We start from the raw sequence: 19,588 nt of genomic DNA on the forward strand, positions 1-19,588 counted from the left end.
GTATTCGCCCCTTTGCATTACGCATCGGGGCGAAACCATTTTAGTTTTCCCAGTATGCCTGTGTGAGATCGTTCGCCGGGATCGGCATATTCTTCCACACACCCTTCACGTTCTTGTTCCACACACCAATTTTTGGCAGCGCATAAAGGAAGATATTCGGCTCATCGGCGGCAAGCTTTTCCTGTAGCTTCTTGACGAGTTCGAGTTGTTCTTCATCACTGCCAGCTTCGGCATAGGCTTTGTAGAGCGCCTTATATTCCGGGCTGTTATAGTTGAAGTAGTACTTATCACGCGCATAGATATCGAGGTCGCGCGGTTCGGTATGCGCGATGATCGTCGCATCAAAATCCGAACGCTTGAACACCTGATCAAGCCACTGCGCAAATTCCATTGGCACCAGATTGGCCTGAATACCGACTTCTGCCAGCATCGCGGCAATGATCTCGCCGCCACGACGCGCATAGGCCGGTGGTGGGAGCGTGATGGTGATTGACGTGCCAGCCGGAATACCGGCCTCTTCCAGCAACTGTTTTGCTTTCGCCGGATCATAAGGATAGGTTTCCGACAAATCGACATAGCCCGGATCGACCGGCGCGTAATGTGATCCGATTGGCGTACCAAACCCGGCGTAAGTGCCTTCAATCAGGCCCTTGCTGTCGATAGCGTGGGCCAGTGCCTGACGAACTTTTACATTGTCGAAAGGTGCTTTAGCATTGTTAAGCGAAAGCAGAACCTTGCCTGCCGTATCACCAACTTCAACATGCAGCTTGTCATCACTCTCAAAACGGCTGATCAGCTCCGGTGCCTGAAACATCGGGAACAGATCAATGTCACCAGCAAGAATGGCCGCTGCGGCAGCCGATGGATCGCTGATGAAACGGAAAGTGACGGCTGAGAGCTTTGCAGGCTCGCCCCAATAATCGGGATTGCGTTCAAGCTCTACGCGATCGCCCTGTACCCAGCGCTTGAACTTGAACGGACCCGTGCCAACCGGCTTGGTCTTGTTGTCAGGCGCAGAATTAGGCGCAATCATTACCGCATCGCCCCACCCCATATTGAACAAAAAGTTCGAACTTGGGCGTTTGAGGGTGACAACAGCCGTCGCAGAATCAGGACATTGTGTGCTTGCGATCGGCTCAAAAAGGCCCTTCTGCGCATTGGTGGAATCTGGGGCGACTGCACGCTCATAGGAGAACTTTACCACCGCGCAATCAAACGGCGTGCCATCGTGAAACTTCACGCCTTCGCGCAGCTTGAATGTATAGGTTTTCTTGTCGTCGGACACCGTCCAGTTTTCCGCGAGAAGCGGTTTGACGGTGCCATCTTCAACAATACGCACCAAACCTTCATAAAGATTGGCATAGGTAACCTGTCTGATACCAGCTGCAGCATTCGCCGTCGGATCAAGGCCCGGCGGCTCCAGCACTTCGCCAACCACCAGTGTGTCTTTTGCAAAAGCACCGTTGATCGATGCCAGCATCGTGGCTGTTATCAGCCCGGCTTTCAGCAGCTTACCCATGACTCCCCTTTTCCTATAATTATTAAATCGAACGCCCGCCATCCACGTCGAGCGCAACCCCTGTAATCATAGAGGCTTGAGGCGAGCAAAGGAAAGCCGCAGCTTCAGCCAAATCATCAGGTTTCAAAAGCCGGCCCATCGGAATGGAATCGCGAAATTTTTTGCGGATTTCTTCGCTGTCTTCGCCCATAAATGTGGTCAGAAGCGGTGTTTCACCCGCAACGGGATTGAGCGCGACAACACGAATTTTTGCCGGTGCAAATTCGATTGCAAGTGCTTTGGTTACAGAAACAACCCAGCCTTTGGTGGCATTATACCAGGCGAGATTCGGCCGCGGACGCCCCGCGCCTGTCGATGCAACATTGAGGATGACCCCCTCCCCATTAGCCTTGAAATGCGGAATCAGCCTGCGCGTCATAAGGTAAACGCCACGCACATTGACGCCCAGAATGCGATCAAACTCATCGGGCTCAACCAGTTCAGCACTTTGCGGCTTATGTCCGATACCGGCATTGTTGATCAGAATATCAACTTTGCCGAATTTTGAAATTGCAGCCTCGACAGCTGCATCCACATCCGCTTCGCTCGAAATATCGGCGGCGACAGCGAGTGCTGCATCACCGATTTCTCCCGCTACACGTTCGGCTCCCACTTTATCTCGGTCGACGATAACGACCTTCGCGCCGCCTGCAACAAAGCGCTTCGCCATGCCTTCGCCAAATCCCGAACCTGCTCCTGTAATGAGCGCGACCTTACCTTCAAGCGACACTGTCATTCTCCAAAATGCAATTTCCTGCGCGTTTTCAGACGGGAAACCGGTTCCCATTGTTCCTGAAACTGCGATATTTATCCGTGATACACGGAGATCGTTTTCAGCGAGGCAAAGCCGTAAAGTGCCTCAAAGCCCTTTTCGCGGCCATGACCGGACTTTTTCACACCACCAAATGGCAGTTCAATGCCACCGCCAGCTCCGTAATTGTTGATGAACACCTGACCGGAATGTATAGCGTGTGCAAGGCGGAACTGACGACTGCCATCATTGCTCCAAATACCGCAAACAAGCCCATAGTGCGTGCCATTGGCAATCGCGATGGCTTCTTCTTCGGTATCAAAAGGTAGAATAACCTGCACCGGACCGAAAATTTCTTCCTGTGCCAAACGGTGATCAGCGGGCACATCCCGGATCAATGTCGGAAGCACATAGGCTCCACCTTCCGGCGCATCTGCGACCATCTCACCCTGAGCAGCAATGGACAGACCATCCTGCTTTGCAAGCGCAAGATAGCTCTCGACAATTGCCTTCTGACGCTGCGACACAACTGGGCCAACAGAGGGATCAGTGCTGGCCGGTCCAACTGTCAAAGCACGATAGCGTTCACTCATTCGGGCAATGACGTCTTCGTAAATGCTGCGTTCGACAAGAATACGTGATGAAGCAGAACAGGTCTGACCCGCATTCTGAATGCCGGCATTGACGAGAAACGGCACTGCGCGATCGAGGTCCGCATCGGCAAAGACGATCTGTGGCGACTTGCCGCCAAGTTCCAACGTTACGGGCACCGTGTTTTTCGCAGCAGCCGCCTGTACAGCCTCACCAGTTCGGACAGATCCGGTAAAGGAGATGTGGTTGATGTCGGGATGTTCGGACAGAGCCGCGCCCGCTTCCGCACCAAGCCCGGTTACAATATTCAATGCGCCTGTTGGCAGACCGGCTTTTTCAGCAATTTTCGCAAACTCAAGAATGGTCAGACAAGCCTCTTCGGCTGGCTTCACCACTGCCGCATTGCCCATGGCCAGCGCTGCACCAAGGCTGCGGCCAAGAATCTGCATCGGATAATTCCAAGGAATGATGTGACCAGTCACACCATGTGGCTCATAGATGCTCAGAACCGTAAAGCCATTTTGATAAGGCAGTGTGTCACCATGCACCTTGTCGGCGGAAGCGCCGTAAAATTCCAGATAGCGCGCCAGTGCCACCACGTCGGCGCGTGCCTGCGTCACCGGCTTGCCAACGTCTTTTGATTCCAGATCAGTCAGGAGGTCGATGTTTTTTAGCACTTCCTCAGAAATGCGATGCAGAACCCGGCCGCGTTCCGTTGCCGTAAGCTTACCCCAATCACCCGAAAGTGCTGAACGTGCAGAAGCGACAGCCAGATCAATATCAGCTTTTGTACCACGTGCAATCAGCGCCAGATCGCTGCCGTCAGAAGGGTTTTTAAGGGTAATAAGCTCGCCACCAACAGCGTCCTGCCATTGACCTGCAATGAAATTGCCATAGCGCAGAAGACCTGCTCCGCTGGTTGTGTTTTCATGTTTCATTTTCATTCTCCCGCAGAGGTCTTTCAGCCTCCAGTCTCGCCGTGGTTGCGCGAATATGTGCCCGCGCCAGCTTTTCGGCTTCTTCGCCATTGCGCGCGGCAATGGCTTCAACAATTGCGCCATGTTCGCGGATCGCCTCACGTGCCCTGTCAGCCGAGAGTGAAAAAGACGGCGCAAACACCTGGGATGTCATTCGAAGAAGTGGAACAAAGGGAATGAGTGAGTCATTGCCCGCTGCATTCATAATCGCCATATGGAAATCAACGTTGGACTGCGTGTAAGCTTTCGGGTCCCATGGATCGACGACAGCGCCCTGCCCCGCAACAAGCGCGCGCAGGGCCGCAATATCCGCATCCGTCGCCCGTTCAGCCGCAAAACGGGCAGTAACACCATCAAGCACTTCACGCACGGCATAAGCATCAATGAGGCGTGTGAGATCGGCAGAAGCCACACGTACACCCCGTCCCGGCAAATGAATGACCAGGCCATCGCGCTCAAGAACACGCAAAGCTTCGCGCAGCGGTGTACGGCTGATGCCAAATTCAGCAGCCATATGCTCCTGACGAAGAATCGTACCCGGTGCATAAACGCCCGCATAGATTCGCTCGCGAAGTGCTTCAGCCACTTCGTCCAGCAAACGGGTCTGACTGCGCCACTCAAAAACTGCCAAAGAAAAGCCTCCCAACTTTTGGACACAATATCCTGGATACAAAATCAGTCAATGCAAAAACGGCGTGTCCCCTGACGGGCTTTCAGCGGATTAGAACATGAGAATTGGCAACTACTGGCTAAAGCGCTTCCTATTTTGACTGAGCAATTGAAAATGCTCTATCTGTTTGTTTTCACGCATTATACCAAGCAAAACAGCTGGGCATTTTTGCTACAACGGCTCCAGTGATGTCTCTGAATTTTATGGCCAACCGCCTGATTTCCTCAGAACCGTTTTCCATATGCTGGATCACAATTTCCAACAGATCAACATGCGGCAAGCCAGCACGCGCAGACACGATTCGATAAGAACGATGTGCCACGCGCATTAACAGCAGGCTGTCGGCCAGTCCTCCAAATCCACACTTTGATCGCTCGCAAGGCTGGAACTGGTGAAGTCAACGCGCATAGCCAGCCCCACATGCCAGAAGTGACGCAGCCAACGGTCTGCTGGGAACTGCCACCCACTTAGGACAATCGCTTTTGAAGCTTTGTGAATAACTTCGTCGAAACGTAAAATTCCCTGTTGCAATCCGCAAATCATTAGTCCATATAGCGCCTGCCTAACGGAAACGACTTCTCTCAGAGAAGACTGGCGCGAGCGGGTGTAGCTCAGGGGTAGAGCACAACCTTGCCAAGGTTGGGGTCGAGGGTTCGAATCCCTTCGCCCGCTCCAGTTTTTCTGTACGATTCCTATTTAAATTATTGATTCTATTAGATAATCTTCGATTCGAAGTTCCACTTGTTGTAAATTAGAAGCAACAATTGAAAAAGTTTCTCCTGATACTCCGCATCTATGCGAGCTCAACGGTGTCTATGTTGTTCGATGCGCAGGCTCCCCACCTATGTGCGAAAAGCCACGGATAATTGCTGAGAATCAAACTCTCTCTTTAAACACGTTCAAAATGCGAAGCGTCTCGTCTTACGGTGAGGGTGATATCGCGGCTAAACAGCGAATAAAGCTGCTACAGAACGGCATTTCAACAAAAGAATCGCTCCCGTTCGAAACTTATGCAGCCCAAGCGGCTTCGCGAGGTGGGTGCGAGGGGCGGTTGGTTGCTGATATGGTCGGCGGCGAAAGACCAGTTGTCGATCCGCCGCCGTTCCATATCGCGCACTGGATTTAGTGAGTTCGTTACTTAAACCGTAACAAACTGGGCCATCATGCCGACGTCTTCATGCTCCAGCACATGGCAATGGAACATAAACGGGTGATCGCGCGTCGCGTCACGATCAAAATGCACAAGAACTTCTGCCTTGCCGTTAATCAGCGTCGTGTCTTTCCACCCGGATTGATGCTGTGGCGGCGCCTCATCATTCAATGTAAGGATGCGGAACGATGCTCCATGAATATGAAATGGATGCGCCATTTCTTTCGTCGTTAACTCCCATATCTCCCACGATCCAAGCTTAACCTCCGCATCGATACGGTTCATGTCGAAAGGCTTCTTCGCAATCGCCATCTGAACGCCAGATGTTAAAGCCTGCAACGCAGGCCCGGCATCAGCATTGCTTCGCCCGCTATGCATATCATGATCACTCATAGTTGCCATATTGGGGGGTGCCATGTTGTGACCAAAATGGGGATCGCTCGACATGCCGCCCATCATAAGCTTCATGTTCTCGGCCATACGCTCATCGAAGAAATATGCCCGTCTGCGAACAGAAAGCTGTTCATCCGGCTGTTCCGGCCCATCAAGCTTTGCCGGTAAGGTTTTGATTGCACCTTCGATTTTGTCATCGATGATGAACTGCATCAAAGGCTGGTCGTCGCCACCACTGTCATCACTGACTGTCAGCAGATCGATTATATCTTTCGATTTGGAAAAATCGACCAGCACCTCATAACGCTCGCCCGGACTGATTGTCAGGCGCTTGACCGGATCGGGCGCCGTTATATAGCCTCCGTCCGACGCGATGACTTGTAACGGTTGGTCATCGCTAAGACGGATATGAAAATTGCGCGCATTGGCACCGTTCAGAATACGCAATCGAACGACTGAGGCGGGAACGCGCGCTTGCGGCGCAATAACGCCATTGACAATGAGCTTGTCGCCGCGAAAGCCATGCATCAGGTCCATAATGTCGGGCTGGTAAACCTTATCGCCATCGATAACCCTGCGGTCCTGCAAAACGAGCGGTATGTCATCAACGCCATAGGTTTCAGGCAAACCGCGCTCACCATCCTTGCCATCGCTGACGATCATCAACCCGGCAATGCCCATATGTGCCTGTCGCGCAGTGTCACCATGCAGATGCGGATGAAACCAATTGAACGAAGCGGGCTGGTTGACCGTAATTTTCGGCTCCCAGCGAGTGCCTGCGGCAATGACATTATGCGGCCCACCATCAAGAGCTGATGGAACGAAAAGACCATGCCAATGAAGCGTTGTGCCTTCATCCATACCGTTCTCGACTGAAAGCGTGACAGCTTCACCGTTTTTAAGGCGAACGACCGGCCCAAGATAGGTGCCATTTATTCCGGCAGATGCTGCATCGCTGCCTTGCGTGAAAGCATGGCGGCCCTTCTGGACAGTCAGCTTCACCACACCGGCTGCATCGGGTTCAATTAAAGTCGGAATAGGCAAAGTCTGCACTGTTGCCTGTGTGCTGGCTGCACCGTGCTGCATGTGATGCTGATGGGTGCCTTGCGCAAACGTCTCAAAAGGCCGGACGATGGATAAGGCAGCAGCACTTACTCCAAGCGTCAAAAGACGACGGCGAGTCATATTATTCATAATCATTCTCCAGATAAATCTCTATCAATGCGCATCGAAAACTTCACGATGCGCTCATTGCTGCCGAAAAACCGACAGCATTTCAAAAGATCAGATCTGGCTGGATATTGGAGGTCGAAGAACGCCGAAGGGATCGCTGCTGTTCAATGCTGCGACGCGTGGCGGCAGGCCGAATTCGTGATCGGGCGTGAACAAAGCGACACTGGAGTTAAACTGTATGATGCCGCCACAGCTCATCATTACGCAGGTGGCAGATGCCTTCTTGCCATGATCCATCGGCATTGAATGCCCACCATCATGCTTTGCAACCGGCACAGTCGTGTGACAGTCAGTGAAAGTTATCGTCTGCGGTCGATCATGCGCCATGGCATAACAAAGCTGGGTTGAAACCAGAAACAACAACGAGAACAGAGCAATCAGCATACGGGAAGGTATACGCAAAACAGAATGTTTGCGAAAACGCATACCAATATTGCTGCGTCTGAACGCTTGCACAGTCATAGTGATTCCATGTTCTGAGTTTCAGCTTAAGGCTGGCTTAAGGCAATTGAAAGGCCGTAGACATTTTCCCTGAAATTACCTCATGCGTTCATTTTGTTTCGAAAACACCACATTCGAAATCAGAAAATTACGTGATAGCCCTTTTAAGCTTGCGGTTTCGTATTTTGTGGCACTAAGAAGGCACATCTCGGGCCTCCCCCCACACATTTATCGGCCCACAAATATGGATAGAAACAATGACTGTAGCTCAGGCAGTTGTTCCGAAGAAAAATTCTGCGCGCCGCGTTCTAGCCGCGAGCATGATCGGCACAACAATCGAATTCTTTGATTTTTATATTTATGCAACGGCTGCGGTTATCGTTTTCCCGCACCTTTTCTTCCCGGCCAGTGACGGCAACTCCGCGCTGCTGCAGTCGCTCGCAACCTTTGCGATTGCCTTTTTTGCACGACCTATTGGTGGCGCTCTTTTCGGTCACTTTGGTGACAAAGTGGGCCGCAAGGCAACGCTCGTCGCAGCCCTGATGACAATGGGTATTTCTACAGTCGCCATCGGTTTCCTGCCTACTTATGAATCCATCGGCGTATGGGCGGCTCTCCTGCTTGCTCTCTGCCGTCTGGGTCAGGGCCTTGGCCTTGGTGGCGAATGGGGCGGCGCAGTCCTGCTCGCAACCGAAAATGCGCCGGAAGGCAAGCGTACATGGTACGGTATGTTCCCACAGCTCGGTGCGCCTGTCGGCTTCATTCTCGCAACAGGCATCTTCCTGATCCTTGCCGAGTTCCTGACTGAAGAACAGTTCATGTCGTTCGGCTGGCGTATTCCCTTCATCGCGAGCGCTTTGCTGGTTGGTGTTGGCCTCTTCATCCGTCTGAAGATTGCTGAAACGCCGGAATTCCAGAAGGCGATCGACAAGGCTGAACGCGTTGAAGTTCCCGTCGCAACACTTTTCAAAAAGCATAAGGCAAGCCTGTTCCTCGGAACGATCGGCGCTGTTGCAACTTTCGTTCTGTTCTACCTCATGACCGTGTTTTCGCTTGGTTGGGGCACGCGTGCACTCGGTTATAGCCGTGAAGAGTTTTTGATCTTGCAAATGGTCGGTGTGATCTTCTTCGGCCTCACCATTCCGGTTGCAGCGTTGCTTTCCGATAAATACGGCATGCGACCTGTGATGATCATCGTCACACTCCTCATTGGTCTGTACGGCTTCCTCATGGCTCCATTGTTCTTAAGCGGAACAGCTGGCGTTCTTCTCTTCCTCGTAATCGGTTTTGGGCTGATGGGGCTGACCTATGGTCCGATTGGTGCGGCTCTTGCTGAACCATTCCCGACTTCGGTTCGCTATACCGGCGCTTCGCTGACCTTCAACCTGGCAGGCATTCTTGGCGCATCGGTTGCCCCCTATATCGCAACGTGGCTCGCGACCCATTATAGCTTTGCCTATGTCGGCTACTACATGACTGCTGCTGCCGTCGTCTCGCTGATTGGCTTCGCATTTATCTCGTTCAAGCGCGACAACTAAGCTGTATTGAACCGCAACAAAAAAGCCCGCGTGGATCGCTCCGCGCGGGCTTTTTTTGGAGAACTCAAACCTATTCGGTGTCGGCGGCTTCCAGAGCAATGGCAACCGACTGAATGATCGACGCGAAACGCGCTGCAGTGTGAATGACCTCGGCCGTCACGTTTGCTTTGCGCAAAACGTCTTCATGCGCATCAATGCACATGCCACAACCATTGATTGCCGAAACAGCCAGCGACCACAGTTCGAAATCAACCTTATCCACACCCGGATTACCAATCACATTCATGCGCAGCTTGGCTGGCATGGTGCGATAATCTTTATTGGTGGCAAGGTGCACGAAACGATAATAGACATTGTTCATGCCCATGATCGTCGCGGCCGATTTTGCAGCCTGAACAACTGTGGCATCAATTTTCCCAGTGGCTTCAGCAACCAACGCCTTGCGCACATCAGCGTTGCGCGAAGCAATACCACAGGCGATGAACAGGCCATATTTCTGCTGTGGAGTCAGCGTTTCATCGCTTGCCATAGAGGAAAGATTGAGACGAACATCCTTGGCAAAATCCGGGATTTTTGACTTCAGATCATCAATGGACATGGAACCCTCTTTAATTTGTCAGCTCTTGATAAACAAAAGGCGGGCCTTAACCCGCCTTGTCTCATGCAATTGAAGGCAGATTAAGCAGCCTTAAGCGTTTCGCCACCGACTTCGCGGTTGCATGGGCAAAGCTCATCGGTCTGCAGAGCGTCGAGAACGCGCAGCGTGTCCTTCGGAGCGCGACCAACATTGAGGTTGGTTGCGTAAACGTGCTGGATCGTGTTGTCGGGATCAACAACGAAGGTGTAGCGGTAAGCAACGCCATCGGGTGAACGAACGCCGAGGCCATCGACCAGTGAACCGTTGGTGTCCGCGAACGACCAGATTGGCAGCTTGTCGAGATCCTTGTGATCGCGGCGCCATGCGAGCTTCACAAATTCGTTGTCGGTCGAACCGCCGAGTACAACCGCATCACGATCTTCAAAATCCGAAGCCAGACGAGCAAATTCTGCGATTTCCGTTGGGCAGACGAAAGTGAAGTCCTTAGGATAAAAGAAGATAACCTTCCACTTGCCTTCAAAGCTTGTTTCGGTGATGTCTTCAAAAGCCGAAACGCCATTTTCTTCGTGGAAGTTGAAGCCAGGCTTTACGCCAGTTACTTTGAAAGAAGGAAGCTTGTCACCGATACCGAGCATCTCATACCTGCCTGTAAATTCGTTGTTATGCAGAAAATTCAGAAATTTCAGAACTATCTGCTTGCTTCCTATATATAGGCATTCCAACCCATTCGGTCAAAGCGATTAAAACGATCAAATCCATCGTTTAAAACGATGAAAGCAAGTGTCAGAAAATGCTCAACATCAGTGTGCGCCAACTCCATTACTTCATTGCGCTTGTGAAAGCAGGATCGTTTTCACGCGCTGCCGAGGCGGTTGGCGTTACCCAATCCACGCTCAGTGCTGCCATTCAGGCTTTGGAGGCTGAAATCGGGGTCACTCTCATCGACCGCACAGGTCGACGCATGCAATTGCTACCTGCGGGGGAAGATTTTCTGAACCGCGCGCAGGAAATTGTGGCGTCGATTGAAGAGCTGCCCGAATACGCAAAGCAGGCTGAACGCCCGTTGACGACGCGTCTTCGATTGGGAGTGATTCCGTCTATCGCGCCATTTTTGCTACCAAAAGTTCTTCCTGCGACCGCTCAGGCATTTCCTGAACTGCAATTAAGCGTTCGCGAAGGACTGACACGCACTTTGCTCGACAGCCTGCGGTCTGGCACGCTTGATGTGGCACTGGTTGCTCATCCCTATGATCTTGACGACTTCGAAGTTGCGGAAATCGGCAAAGATCCGTTTTTTCTTGCAGTGCGAAGAGATCATGCGCTTGCTAACCGTGATCGCATCGACGCAAATGATCTTCAGGATCAGCCTTTTCTCCTGCTTGAAACAGGCCACTGCTTACGCGAGCACGTGATGGCAGCCATTGGCTCGCAACCCACACAGGCTGGCAGTGATGTTCATGCAACAAGTATCATGACGCTGGTACAGCTTGTTGAATTCGGGATGGGCGTCACGCTTTTGCCAGAGGTGGCCATCAAAGCTGGTGTGACGCGTGGCAGCGAAATCAGCATCGTGCCTTTTGAAGGACAACATAATTTCCGTTCACTTGCTTTGGTATGGCGGGCAAATGCCGCACGGCGCAATGAGTTTCAGCTTTTCGCGGCCCATCTGCGCAGCAAATGCATGAAAAGATAGGCTACAAAAGACCCCAGGCACGAAAACGTCCGCGGCCTGTAATTTCCCGCAAATTAAGATCGACGATCAGCTTGAGCGCCCCCTGTGAAGTCACTTCAAGCTCTTTCTCAACCATCTGCGTTGAGACAAGCGGACTTCGTATTATCATATCAACGAGCTGGGGGAGCCGCGAGTTGGAACGACGGCCCTTGAGCTTGCGCTGCATCTGCTCACGAGCAAGCATTAGCCGGTCATGCTCTTTCATACTCACCTCTGCGCCTTCCTCTATGGACGCCAAGAAAGTTTTCAACCTGACAAGCCGGCTTTGCGCACGACGCTCGTCTGGTCTTTTAAGACGCAAGCCGATACTCAGCGCTGGCAAATGCCCTGTGGCAATAGCTGACTGGCGCAGAAAAGCCGCTGTGAGCAAGCGGCCAACCCATGATGAACGCTGTACCACCTCCAGAGAAAACCACGCATCATGCACCAATGCTGCACGCAAAAGCGGTGGCAAACCGGCAGTTTTATCAAAGACATCGCGCCATTCCTGCAAGCGCGCTTCTTCATTCCAGTCATCATCATAAAGAAGTGGATCGATCTCTGGCGATTGCCGCGTTGGCTTTTCCTGAACAACCCCTTTGAGCAGAGCATCCGTGCGAGCCAGCAGAGCATCAATATCGTCAAACAGAGGGTCGCTATCGCCCGGCATCGGTTCGTCATAGTCTTTGGTCATTTCCGTGCGCACGTCGATACTGCGGCCCAGCAATTGCTGGATACCGGCAGCACTTAAAGCCCAGCTCGCCGAGCGGCTTGCAATCTGCCTGCGCAAACGCAACACGGAATGAGCGATTGTCAGCGCATGACTTGGCGTGCGGCTATCCATAAGTGCATCATGGAGAACAAGGTCTTCCAGATGGACCAATTCACCTTCAAGCCACATGGAAGCAACCGCATCCTGGAAATGCATACGCTCCAGCATACCATCGCGGATCGGAGAACGGGAAAGCCGCTCGTCAAGCCTTGTAAGTGCGGCTGTGGCATTGGCCACAGGCACAAAAAGCGCGTCGAGCGGCAGCGTGTCTATTTCATAAGCCATGTTCGCATATCGCAACCGATTTCGAAAAAAGGCAAATGAAAATGCGTGCTTAGACCAGAACTTCCGCAACTTTCACAGCGCGCCCTTCTTTCACCGAAAGAAGGGCTGCTTCTGCAAGCGCCAGGGCTTTCAAACCGTCATCCGCTGACGGTTTGGGTGCCTTGCCGCCATCAATTGCATCAATGAACGAGGTGATTTCAGCAGCATAAGCATCCGTGTAGCGCGTCATGAAGAAATCGTGCAGCGGCGGGCGTGTATAACCATCCTTTGAAGCCACTTCGATGGAAACCGGACGCTGGTTTTCTGCAGAAACTGCACCTTCCGACCCATGCACTTCGATGCGCTGATCATAACCATAGGAAGCTCGGCGCGAATTGGAAATTACACACTGACGACCGGACGCTGTGGTCAGGATTACGCTGGCACTATCGAAATCACCAAGCTCACCGATTTTTGGATCGACCAGAACTGAAGCAGAGGCTGATACAGTTTCAATCTCTTCGCTCAGCAGAAAACGCGCCATGTCAAAATCATGAATTGTCATATCGCGGAAAATACCGCCAGAAACCTTGATATATTCCGCAGGCGGCGCACCCGGATCGCGGCTGGTGATCGTGACCATTTCCACCTTGCCAATCCGCCCATCGTCAATCGCCTTGCGCACTGCCGCAAAATGCGGATCGAAACGGCGGTTGAAGCCGAGCATAACCTTACCGCCGGTTTCTTTGATAACGCCAAGACAAGCCTGCACGCGCTCAATGTTGAGATCGATCGGCTTTTCGCAAAACACGGCTTTGCCAGCACGGGAGAAACGCTCAATCAGATCGGCATGAGTGTTGGTGGGTGTGCAGATCAGCACTGCATCCACATCGGCTGATTTTTCAATCTCGTCGATGGTGCGCACTTCCGCGCCTGCTGCATCAGCGATTGCTTTGGCTGCATCAGGGTTGGCGTCTGCAACAGCGACAAGTTGCGCCCGCCTGTCCGATGCAATTGCAGCCGCATGTACTTTGCCGATACGACCAGCACCGAGCAGAGCAAGACGTGTTACCATTGCTTTCAACCTCCCAAAACGGTCATCCTCGATTGACCGATAAACAGTTTCCCTATTCCGTTTTGCATATTTCCCGACTATTGCAGGAAATGAAGTGTAATGGAATATTTATTCTATTTTGCTAGATTGTGATATACAGGATGTCAAGAGACCGTGTCTGAAAGGATGGCGATGCACACCGAACAAGCCCCTGCTGCGCAACCAAATGCACCTTCCAGTGTCAAGGACTTCGAGGCAAGACTGCTCGAAGTCGCAGACCGCCTGCCCAAGCGCCTGAAACAATGCGCGGACTTTGTGGCAGCCAATCAGGATCGCATTGCTGTTTCGACGGTCGCTGAAATGGCAGAAGGCGCAGGCGTTCAGAGTTCGGCATTCATGCGCTTTTGCCAGATATTGGGTTTTTCCGGCTTTTCGGAAATGCAGAAGCTGTTTCGCGAATCCTATGCTGGTGGCTGGCCCGATTATTCCACGCGTCTTGAACATCTGCGCGAAACCGCAGCTGGCAGCCCCCCCGCCCTTTTGGCGGAGTTTGCTGAAGCGGGACGCACATCGCTTGAAAGTCTTCTGAAAACCATTGAGCCGCAAGCGCTGGAAGATGCAGTCAAACGTCTCGCGCGTGCTGAGACCATCCATATTATTGGCGTTCGCCGGGCATTTCCGGTTGCAAGCTATCTCGCCTATGCGCTTGAAAAAATGCAGGTTCCGGCCATGCTGCACAGCACTGTCGGCAAGCTCGAAAACCAGCACGCAATCCGCAAAGGAGATGTACTGATTGCCATTTCGTTTTCACCATATTCCCCTGAAACAATCGCTATGGCAGAAAGTGCACATGCGCGTGGCATTGATGTTATTGCGATCACCGACACGATTGTCAGCCCCATGAGCAGATTTGCCACACAGTCTTTGCTTGTTTCGGAAGTTGATTTTGGTGCGTTCCGCTCGCTTTCGGCAACGCTTTGTCTCGCCATCACGCTTTCAGTGGCTGTCGGCACGTCACGCCAGTCTTAAACGTAATCTCGCGTAAAAGCAGATCACCATTCTATCTTTCAGTTGAAATGGAATAATAAATCTATTTTAATAAAAAATAGAACGGTTGCTGCGCCTTTTGAGTCACGAGCAGCCATTCCAAGCTATAAAACAAACATGCGCCAGGGAGGGCTTTCATGAAGCGGCTGGATTTGATTACGATTGGCCGATCTTCGGTAGATCTTTATGGCGCACAGGTTGGCGGTCTTCTGGAAGACATGTCATCCTTCAACAAATATGTTGGCGGCTCCCCCACCAACATCGCAACAGGCACTGCAAGGCTGGGTCTCAAATCTGCCCTCATAACCCGCGTGGGTGACGAGCATATGGGGCGCTTTCTGCTCAACGAACTTGCGCGTGAAGGCGTGGATACACGCGGCATTGTTACCGATCCGCAGCGTCTGACAGCACTTGTCATCCTCGGCATCCGCGATCAGGAACATTTCCCATTAATCTTTTATCGCGAGAACTGTGCCGATATGGCGCTTTGCGAGGATGATATTGATCCAGACTTCATTGCCGAGGCCGGATGCGTGCTGGCAACCGGCACGCACCTGTCGCATCCGCGCACGGAAGCAGCAGTACTCAAAGCTTTGAAGCTGGCGCGAGAAAATCAAAGCCGCACGGTACTCGATATTGATTACCGCCCCAACCTCTGGGGACTGTCCGGCCATGGTGATGGTGAGAACCGCTTCATAGAATCCGTTGCCGTCACCAAGAAGCTGCAATCGACATTGCACCTGTTTGATCTCATCGTCGGTACCGAGGAAGAGTTTCATATCGCGGGCGGCTCGACCGATACGCTTGAGGCGCTCAAAGCCGTTCGCGAAGTTACCAAGGCCGCTCTGGTTTGTAAGCGCGGGCCGATGGGCGCTGTGGTTTTTGAAGGCAACATTCCCGACAATCTCGACGAGGGACAATCGGGTGAAGGCTTTCCGATTGAAGTTTTCAACGTGCTTGGTGCGGGTGATGGCTTCATGTCTGGCCTTTTGCGCGGCTGGCTAAAGGGGGAAGACTGGCCGACCAGCCTGAAGTTCGCCAATGCCTGTGGTGCCTTTGCCGTATCGCGTCATGGCTGTACCCCTGCTTATCCAAGCTGGGAGGAGCTACAATATTTCTTGCGAAGCGGCATTCGAGACAAGGCCTTGCGCAAGGATCAGGCGCTCGAACAGGTGCACTGGTCAACCAACCGCAACGGCGACTGGCCACATATCAGGGTCTTCGCTTTTGATCATCGTATTCAGCTTGAAGAGATGGCGCATGAAGCCGGGGCGAGCGATGAAAAAATCGGACAATTCAAAGAATTGTGCCTGAATGCTGCATTAGAGGTTTCAGACGGGCAAAACGGCTACGGCATCCTTTGTGACAGCAGGCTTGGGCGCGACGCGCTTTATCGTGCTGCTGGAACTGGCCTTTGGATCGGACGCCCAACTGAATGGCCCGGCTCGCGACCACTGGAACTAGAACCCGAACTCGGTCCCGATTGCGGCGGTCTTGTTGAATGGCCGCTTGAGCACGTCGTGAAAGTGCTTTGCTTTTATCACCCGGATGACAGTGACACTGTGAAAATGCAGCAGGAAGAAACCGTGCAGCGGCTTTTCACTGCCGCTCGGCGTAATCGCTTGGAGTTCCTGCTGGAAGTCATTCCATCCAAGGTTGCCCCTGTCGATGACATGAGCACCGCCAAAGTCATAGAACGCTTTTATGAAATTGGCGTCTATCCGGACTGGTGGAAACTTGAACCGCTTACGACGAAACAGGCATGGCAAAACACCTGCGATGCCATAACCCGCAATGATCCTTATACGCGCGGCATTGTCGTTCTAGGGCTTGATGCGCCTGCGGAAGAACTCGAAGCAAGCCTGAAAGTTGCTGCCAATTTTGATCTGGTGAAGGGCTTTGCCGTTGGTCGAACCATTCTGGGCGATGTCGCGCGGCAATGGCTTGCGGATAAGATAAGCGATACGGATGCCGTTGGCGAAATGGCAAAACGTTATCGCGGTTTCTGCGATCTTTGGGATAGGCTGCGACAGAAATAAACGCATCTCGGAAACAGGTGGAGGCCTGAATCTGAAATACGAGAAAGCGGATTTCCGCTGGGAGGAAAGATGAACACCGTTCGACTGACAGCGGCACAGGCTCTCGTGCGCTATATTGCCAATCAGATGACACCCGAAGGCGAGCCCTTTATTGCTGGTGTCTGGGCGATTTTTGGCCATGGCAATGTGGCGGCGCTTGGCGAGGCACTGCATGGCATTCGCGACAGGCTCGTGACGTGGCGCGGTCAAAATGAGCAGACCATGGCGCACGCGGCCATCGCCTATACCAAACAACTCGGTCGCAAACGCGCTTGCGCTGTCACCTCCTCGATCGGCCCCGGCGCAACCAATATGGTCACAGCGGCGGCACTCGCCCATGTCAATCGTCTGCCGGTTTTGTTCATTCCCGGCGATGTCTTCGCCAATCGCGGTCCCGATCCCGTCTTGCAGCAGATCGAGGATTTCAACAATGGAACGGTCAGCGTCAACGACTGTTTCCGCCCCGTAAGCCGCTATTTTGATCGCATAACCCGCCCCGAGCAGCTTCTCACTGCCCTGCCGCGCGCGTTCCGCACAATGACCGATCCTGCGGATTGCGGACCTGTCACGCTGTCTCTCTGTCAGGATGTGCAGGCCGAAGCCTATGACTGGCCGGAAGAGTTCTTCGCGCCAAAGGTTTGGCATTGGCGGCGACCGCCAGCCGATGAACACGAGCTGGCAACCGCAATTGCCACGATTAAAGCTTCCAAGACCCCGGTTATCGTTGCGGGCGGCGGCGTGCATTATTCGGGTGCCCATGAAGCACTGAAAAGCTTTGCAGAAACCCACAATATTCCGGTTATCGAAACACAGGCAGGCAAATCGGCTTTGCCTTGGGATCATCCGCTCAATTTCGGTCCGGTCGGCGTTACTGGTGCAGACAGTGCCAACGCAGTTGCAGCAAGCGCCGATCTGGTCATTGGGGTGGGAACACGCTTTCAGGATTTCACCACTGGCTCGTGGGCATTGTTCAAACATCCGGGCCGAAAGCTGCTCTCGCTCAATGTTCAACCTTATGACAGTCACAAACAAGGTTCGATCTCGCTTGTTGCAGATGCGAAGATCGGGCTGGAGGCACTGTCGCACTCTTTGAAGGGCTATAAACGCCCCTCCCTCGACCGCAGTCTAAAAGATAAATGGTTTGAAGCAGCGGACCGTTTCACGGCGACCCCCGGTGATGCCAACCAGCTTCCCACAGACATGCAGGTGATCGGCGCAGTGCAGCGTCAGTCAAAAGAAAATACCGTCGTCATGTGCGCGGCTGGCACCATGCCGGGTGAATTACACCAGCTCTGGAAAGCCGGTCGCCCGATGTCCTATCACATGGAATATGGCTTCTCCTGCATGGGCTATGAGATTGCTGGCGGACTTGGCATCAAGATGGCTGAACCAGATCGCGACATCATCGTGATGGTCGGCGACGGTTCCTATATGATGGCCAATTCGGAGCTGGCTACCGCGGTCATGATGGGCATCAAGATCACTGTCGTGCTGACCGATAATCGCGGTTATGGCTGCATCAACCGTTTGCAAATGGCGACCGGCGGTGCCGAGTTCAACAATCTGCTCGACCACACAACCCATGTGAATGCATTCAACATCGACTTCGCAGCCCATGCGGCTGCGATGGGTGCCGTGAGTCAAAAAGTCGGCTCTATCCGTGAACTGGAAGATGCGCTGGCGGAAGCGCGCAACAGCCCGCGCACCACAGTTATCGTCATCGATACCGATCCTTACCCGACGCCTGAAACCGGCGGCTGGTGGTGGGACGTGGCTGTGCCGGAAGTCTCGGACCGCGGCGAAGTACGCGCCGCGCGTGAAAATTATGAAGCTCAGATCAAAGAAAGAAACTGACCGATGATCCTCTATGGCACCAACCCGATTGCCTGGTCAAACGATGATGATCGCAGCCTTGGCGCGCATATAAGCCTTGATCAATGCCTTGATGAGGCTTCAAAAATCGGCTTCGACGGAATCGAAAAAGGTCATAAATTTCCGCAGGTTGCAGCGGAACTTAAAGCAGTACTCGAACCACGCAATCTGCGTTACGTTTCTGGCTGGCATTCACTCAATCTTCTGACCAATTCCGTTGAGGATGAGAAGGCTGCCATGCAGCCGACGCTTGATCTTCTGAACGGCATGGGCTGCAAGGTCATCATCGTTTGCGAAACGTCGAACGCCATTCATGGCGACGAGAGCAAATCGCTCTTAGAACGTCCAGTGCTGGAAGAAGCACGCTGGGCAGAGTTTGGTGCAGGTGTAGAAGCACTGGCCGAATATGCGAGCGCACAGGGTATTGCACTCGTCTATCACCATCATATGGGCACGATTGTTCAGAGCGAAGACGAGATTGACCTTCTGATGAAACATACCGGCCCACATGCCAAATTGCTGCTCGATACCGGCCACTGCCTGTTTGGCGGCGCTGATCCTGAACGCGTTGCAAAGAACCATATGAAACGTGTCCGGCATATCCATGCCAAGAATGTGCGCCCTACGGTTGCGGCACAGGTACGCGACCAGAGCCTGTCCTTTCTGGAAGGTGTGCGCCGCGGCGTATTCACGGTTCCCGGTGATCCTGAAGGCGGCGTTGATTTCGTTCCAGTGCTCAAGATTGCGGCCGAACATGGATATGACGGCTGGCTTGTGATCGAAGCCGAGCAGGACCCAGATGTGCGCAATCCATTTGAATATCAGTCGCTAGGGCTGAAATCGCTCAAAGCATTTGCGCGCGAAGCAGGGTTAGACAAAGGAGACTGAGC

The 19,588-nt window shown here is 52.9% G+C and carries 16 protein-coding genes and 1 tRNA gene; 7 read left to right on the forward strand and 10 right to left on the reverse strand.

Annotation, left to right across the window (positions count from 1 at the left end; genetic code table 11):
* Positions 1 to 40: 40 nt before the first annotated feature.
* The 4 genes from ABE527_RS09785 to ABE527_RS09800 form a co-directional block, all read right to left on the reverse strand.
* Positions 41 to 1,519 carry an ABC transporter substrate-binding protein gene (locus ABE527_RS09785; protein ID WP_499696799.1) on the reverse strand — a complete coding sequence of 493 codons (1,479 nt, stop codon included), beginning with the start codon at positions 1,517 to 1,519 and terminating at the stop codon, positions 41 to 43.
* A gap of 22 nt (positions 1,520 to 1,541) precedes the next feature.
* The gene (locus ABE527_RS09790; protein WP_499696800.1) at positions 1,542 to 2,288 is read right to left on the reverse strand and encodes a glucose 1-dehydrogenase; all 747 of its coding nucleotides are present in this window, start codon (positions 2,286 to 2,288) and stop codon (positions 1,542 to 1,544) included.
* Between the two features lie 77 nt (positions 2,289 to 2,365).
* Entirely contained in the window at positions 2,366 to 3,838 is a 1,473-nt protein-coding gene (locus tag ABE527_RS09795) for an aldehyde dehydrogenase family protein (protein WP_499696801.1), read from the reverse strand.
* Entirely contained in the window at positions 3,828 to 4,508 is a 681-nt protein-coding gene (locus ABE527_RS09800; RefSeq protein ID WP_499696802.1) for a GntR family transcriptional regulator, read from the reverse strand. The genes ABE527_RS09795 and ABE527_RS09800 overlap by 11 nt, the downstream gene beginning before the upstream one ends.
* Positions 4,509 to 5,147: 639 nt before the next feature.
* Here ABE527_RS09800 and ABE527_RS09805 point away from each other — a divergent pair.
* Positions 5,148 to 5,222 (forward strand) — tRNA-Gly (locus ABE527_RS09805).
* A gap of 463 nt (positions 5,223 to 5,685) precedes the next feature.
* On the opposite strand, the gene cueO is transcribed toward ABE527_RS09805, so the two are convergent.
* Together cueO and ABE527_RS09815 are read right to left on the reverse strand one after the other, a co-directional pair.
* Positions 5,686 to 7,284: a multicopper oxidase CueO gene (gene cueO / locus ABE527_RS09810; protein WP_499696803.1), complete on the reverse strand. Its 1,599-nt coding sequence runs from the start codon at positions 7,282 to 7,284 to the stop codon at positions 5,686 to 5,688.
* Between the two features lie 90 nt (positions 7,285 to 7,374).
* Positions 7,375 to 7,785 (reverse strand): hypothetical protein, encoded by a 411-nt coding sequence (locus ABE527_RS09815; protein ID WP_499696804.1) that lies wholly within the window; start codon positions 7,783 to 7,785, stop codon positions 7,375 to 7,377.
* A gap of 236 nt (positions 7,786 to 8,021) precedes the next feature.
* On the opposite strand from ABE527_RS09815, the gene ABE527_RS09820 reads away from it, so the two are divergent.
* Entirely contained in the window at positions 8,022 to 9,302 is a 1,281-nt protein-coding gene (locus tag ABE527_RS09820) for an MFS transporter (protein ID WP_265984292.1), read from the forward strand.
* 70 nt (positions 9,303 to 9,372) lie between these two features.
* Here the strand turns inward: ABE527_RS09820 and ahpD are convergent, their stop codons facing one another.
* Complete coding sequence (gene ahpD, locus ABE527_RS09825; RefSeq protein ID WP_265984294.1) at positions 9,373 to 9,900, reverse strand: alkylhydroperoxidase, AhpD family; 528 nt, start codon at positions 9,898 to 9,900, stop codon at positions 9,373 to 9,375.
* A gap of 80 nt (positions 9,901 to 9,980) precedes the next feature.
* On the reverse strand, positions 9,981 to 10,535 hold the full coding sequence (locus ABE527_RS09830; RefSeq protein WP_265984295.1) for a peroxiredoxin: 555 nt from the start codon (positions 10,533 to 10,535) through the stop codon (positions 9,981 to 9,983).
* A 155-nt stretch (positions 10,536 to 10,690) separates the two neighbouring features.
* On the opposite strand from ABE527_RS09830, the gene ABE527_RS09835 reads away from it, so the two are divergent.
* Entirely contained in the window at positions 10,691 to 11,593 is a 903-nt protein-coding gene (locus ABE527_RS09835) for a hydrogen peroxide-inducible genes activator (protein ID WP_265984297.1), read from the forward strand.
* A gap of 1 nt (position 11,594) precedes the next feature.
* Here the strand turns inward: ABE527_RS09835 and ABE527_RS09840 are convergent, their stop codons facing one another.
* The gene (locus ABE527_RS09840; protein ID WP_265984298.1) at positions 11,595 to 12,668 is read right to left on the reverse strand and encodes an RHE_PE00001 family protein; all 1,074 of its coding nucleotides are present in this window, start codon (positions 12,666 to 12,668) and stop codon (positions 11,595 to 11,597) included.
* Positions 12,669 to 12,717: 49 nt separating this feature from the next.
* Positions 12,718 to 13,722, reverse strand: coding sequence for an inositol 2-dehydrogenase (gene iolG, locus ABE527_RS09845; protein ID WP_499696805.1), 1,005 nt, complete (start codon positions 13,720 to 13,722; stop codon positions 12,718 to 12,720).
* A 171-nt stretch (positions 13,723 to 13,893) separates the two neighbouring features.
* Between iolG and ABE527_RS09850 the strand changes: the two genes are divergently transcribed.
* The 4 genes from ABE527_RS09850 (at position 13,894) to iolE (ending at position 19,586) form a co-directional block, all read left to right on the forward strand.
* Positions 13,894 to 14,730, forward strand: a complete 837-nt coding sequence (locus ABE527_RS09850) for a MurR/RpiR family transcriptional regulator (RefSeq protein WP_265984302.1) — start codon at positions 13,894 to 13,896, stop codon at positions 14,728 to 14,730.
* Positions 14,731 to 14,885: 155 nt separating this feature from the next.
* Entirely contained in the window at positions 14,886 to 16,787 is a 1,902-nt protein-coding gene (locus tag ABE527_RS09855; RefSeq protein WP_499696806.1) for a bifunctional 5-dehydro-2-deoxygluconokinase/5-dehydro-2-deoxyphosphogluconate aldolase, read from the forward strand.
* 69 nt (positions 16,788 to 16,856) lie between these two features.
* Complete coding sequence (iolD, locus tag ABE527_RS09860; RefSeq protein ID WP_499696807.1) at positions 16,857 to 18,680, forward strand: 3D-(3,5/4)-trihydroxycyclohexane-1,2-dione acylhydrolase (decyclizing); 1,824 nt, start codon at positions 16,857 to 16,859, stop codon at positions 18,678 to 18,680.
* 3 nt (positions 18,681 to 18,683) lie between these two features.
* Positions 18,684 to 19,586, forward strand: coding sequence for a myo-inosose-2 dehydratase (iolE, locus tag ABE527_RS09865; RefSeq protein ID WP_499696808.1), 903 nt, complete (start codon positions 18,684 to 18,686; stop codon positions 19,584 to 19,586).
* Positions 19,587 to 19,588: the final 2 nt, after the last annotated feature.

Source organism: Brucella sp. TWI432 (assembly GCF_039674445.1).
Lineage (GTDB): Bacteria > Pseudomonadota > Alphaproteobacteria > Rhizobiales > Rhizobiaceae > Brucella > Brucella chromiisoli.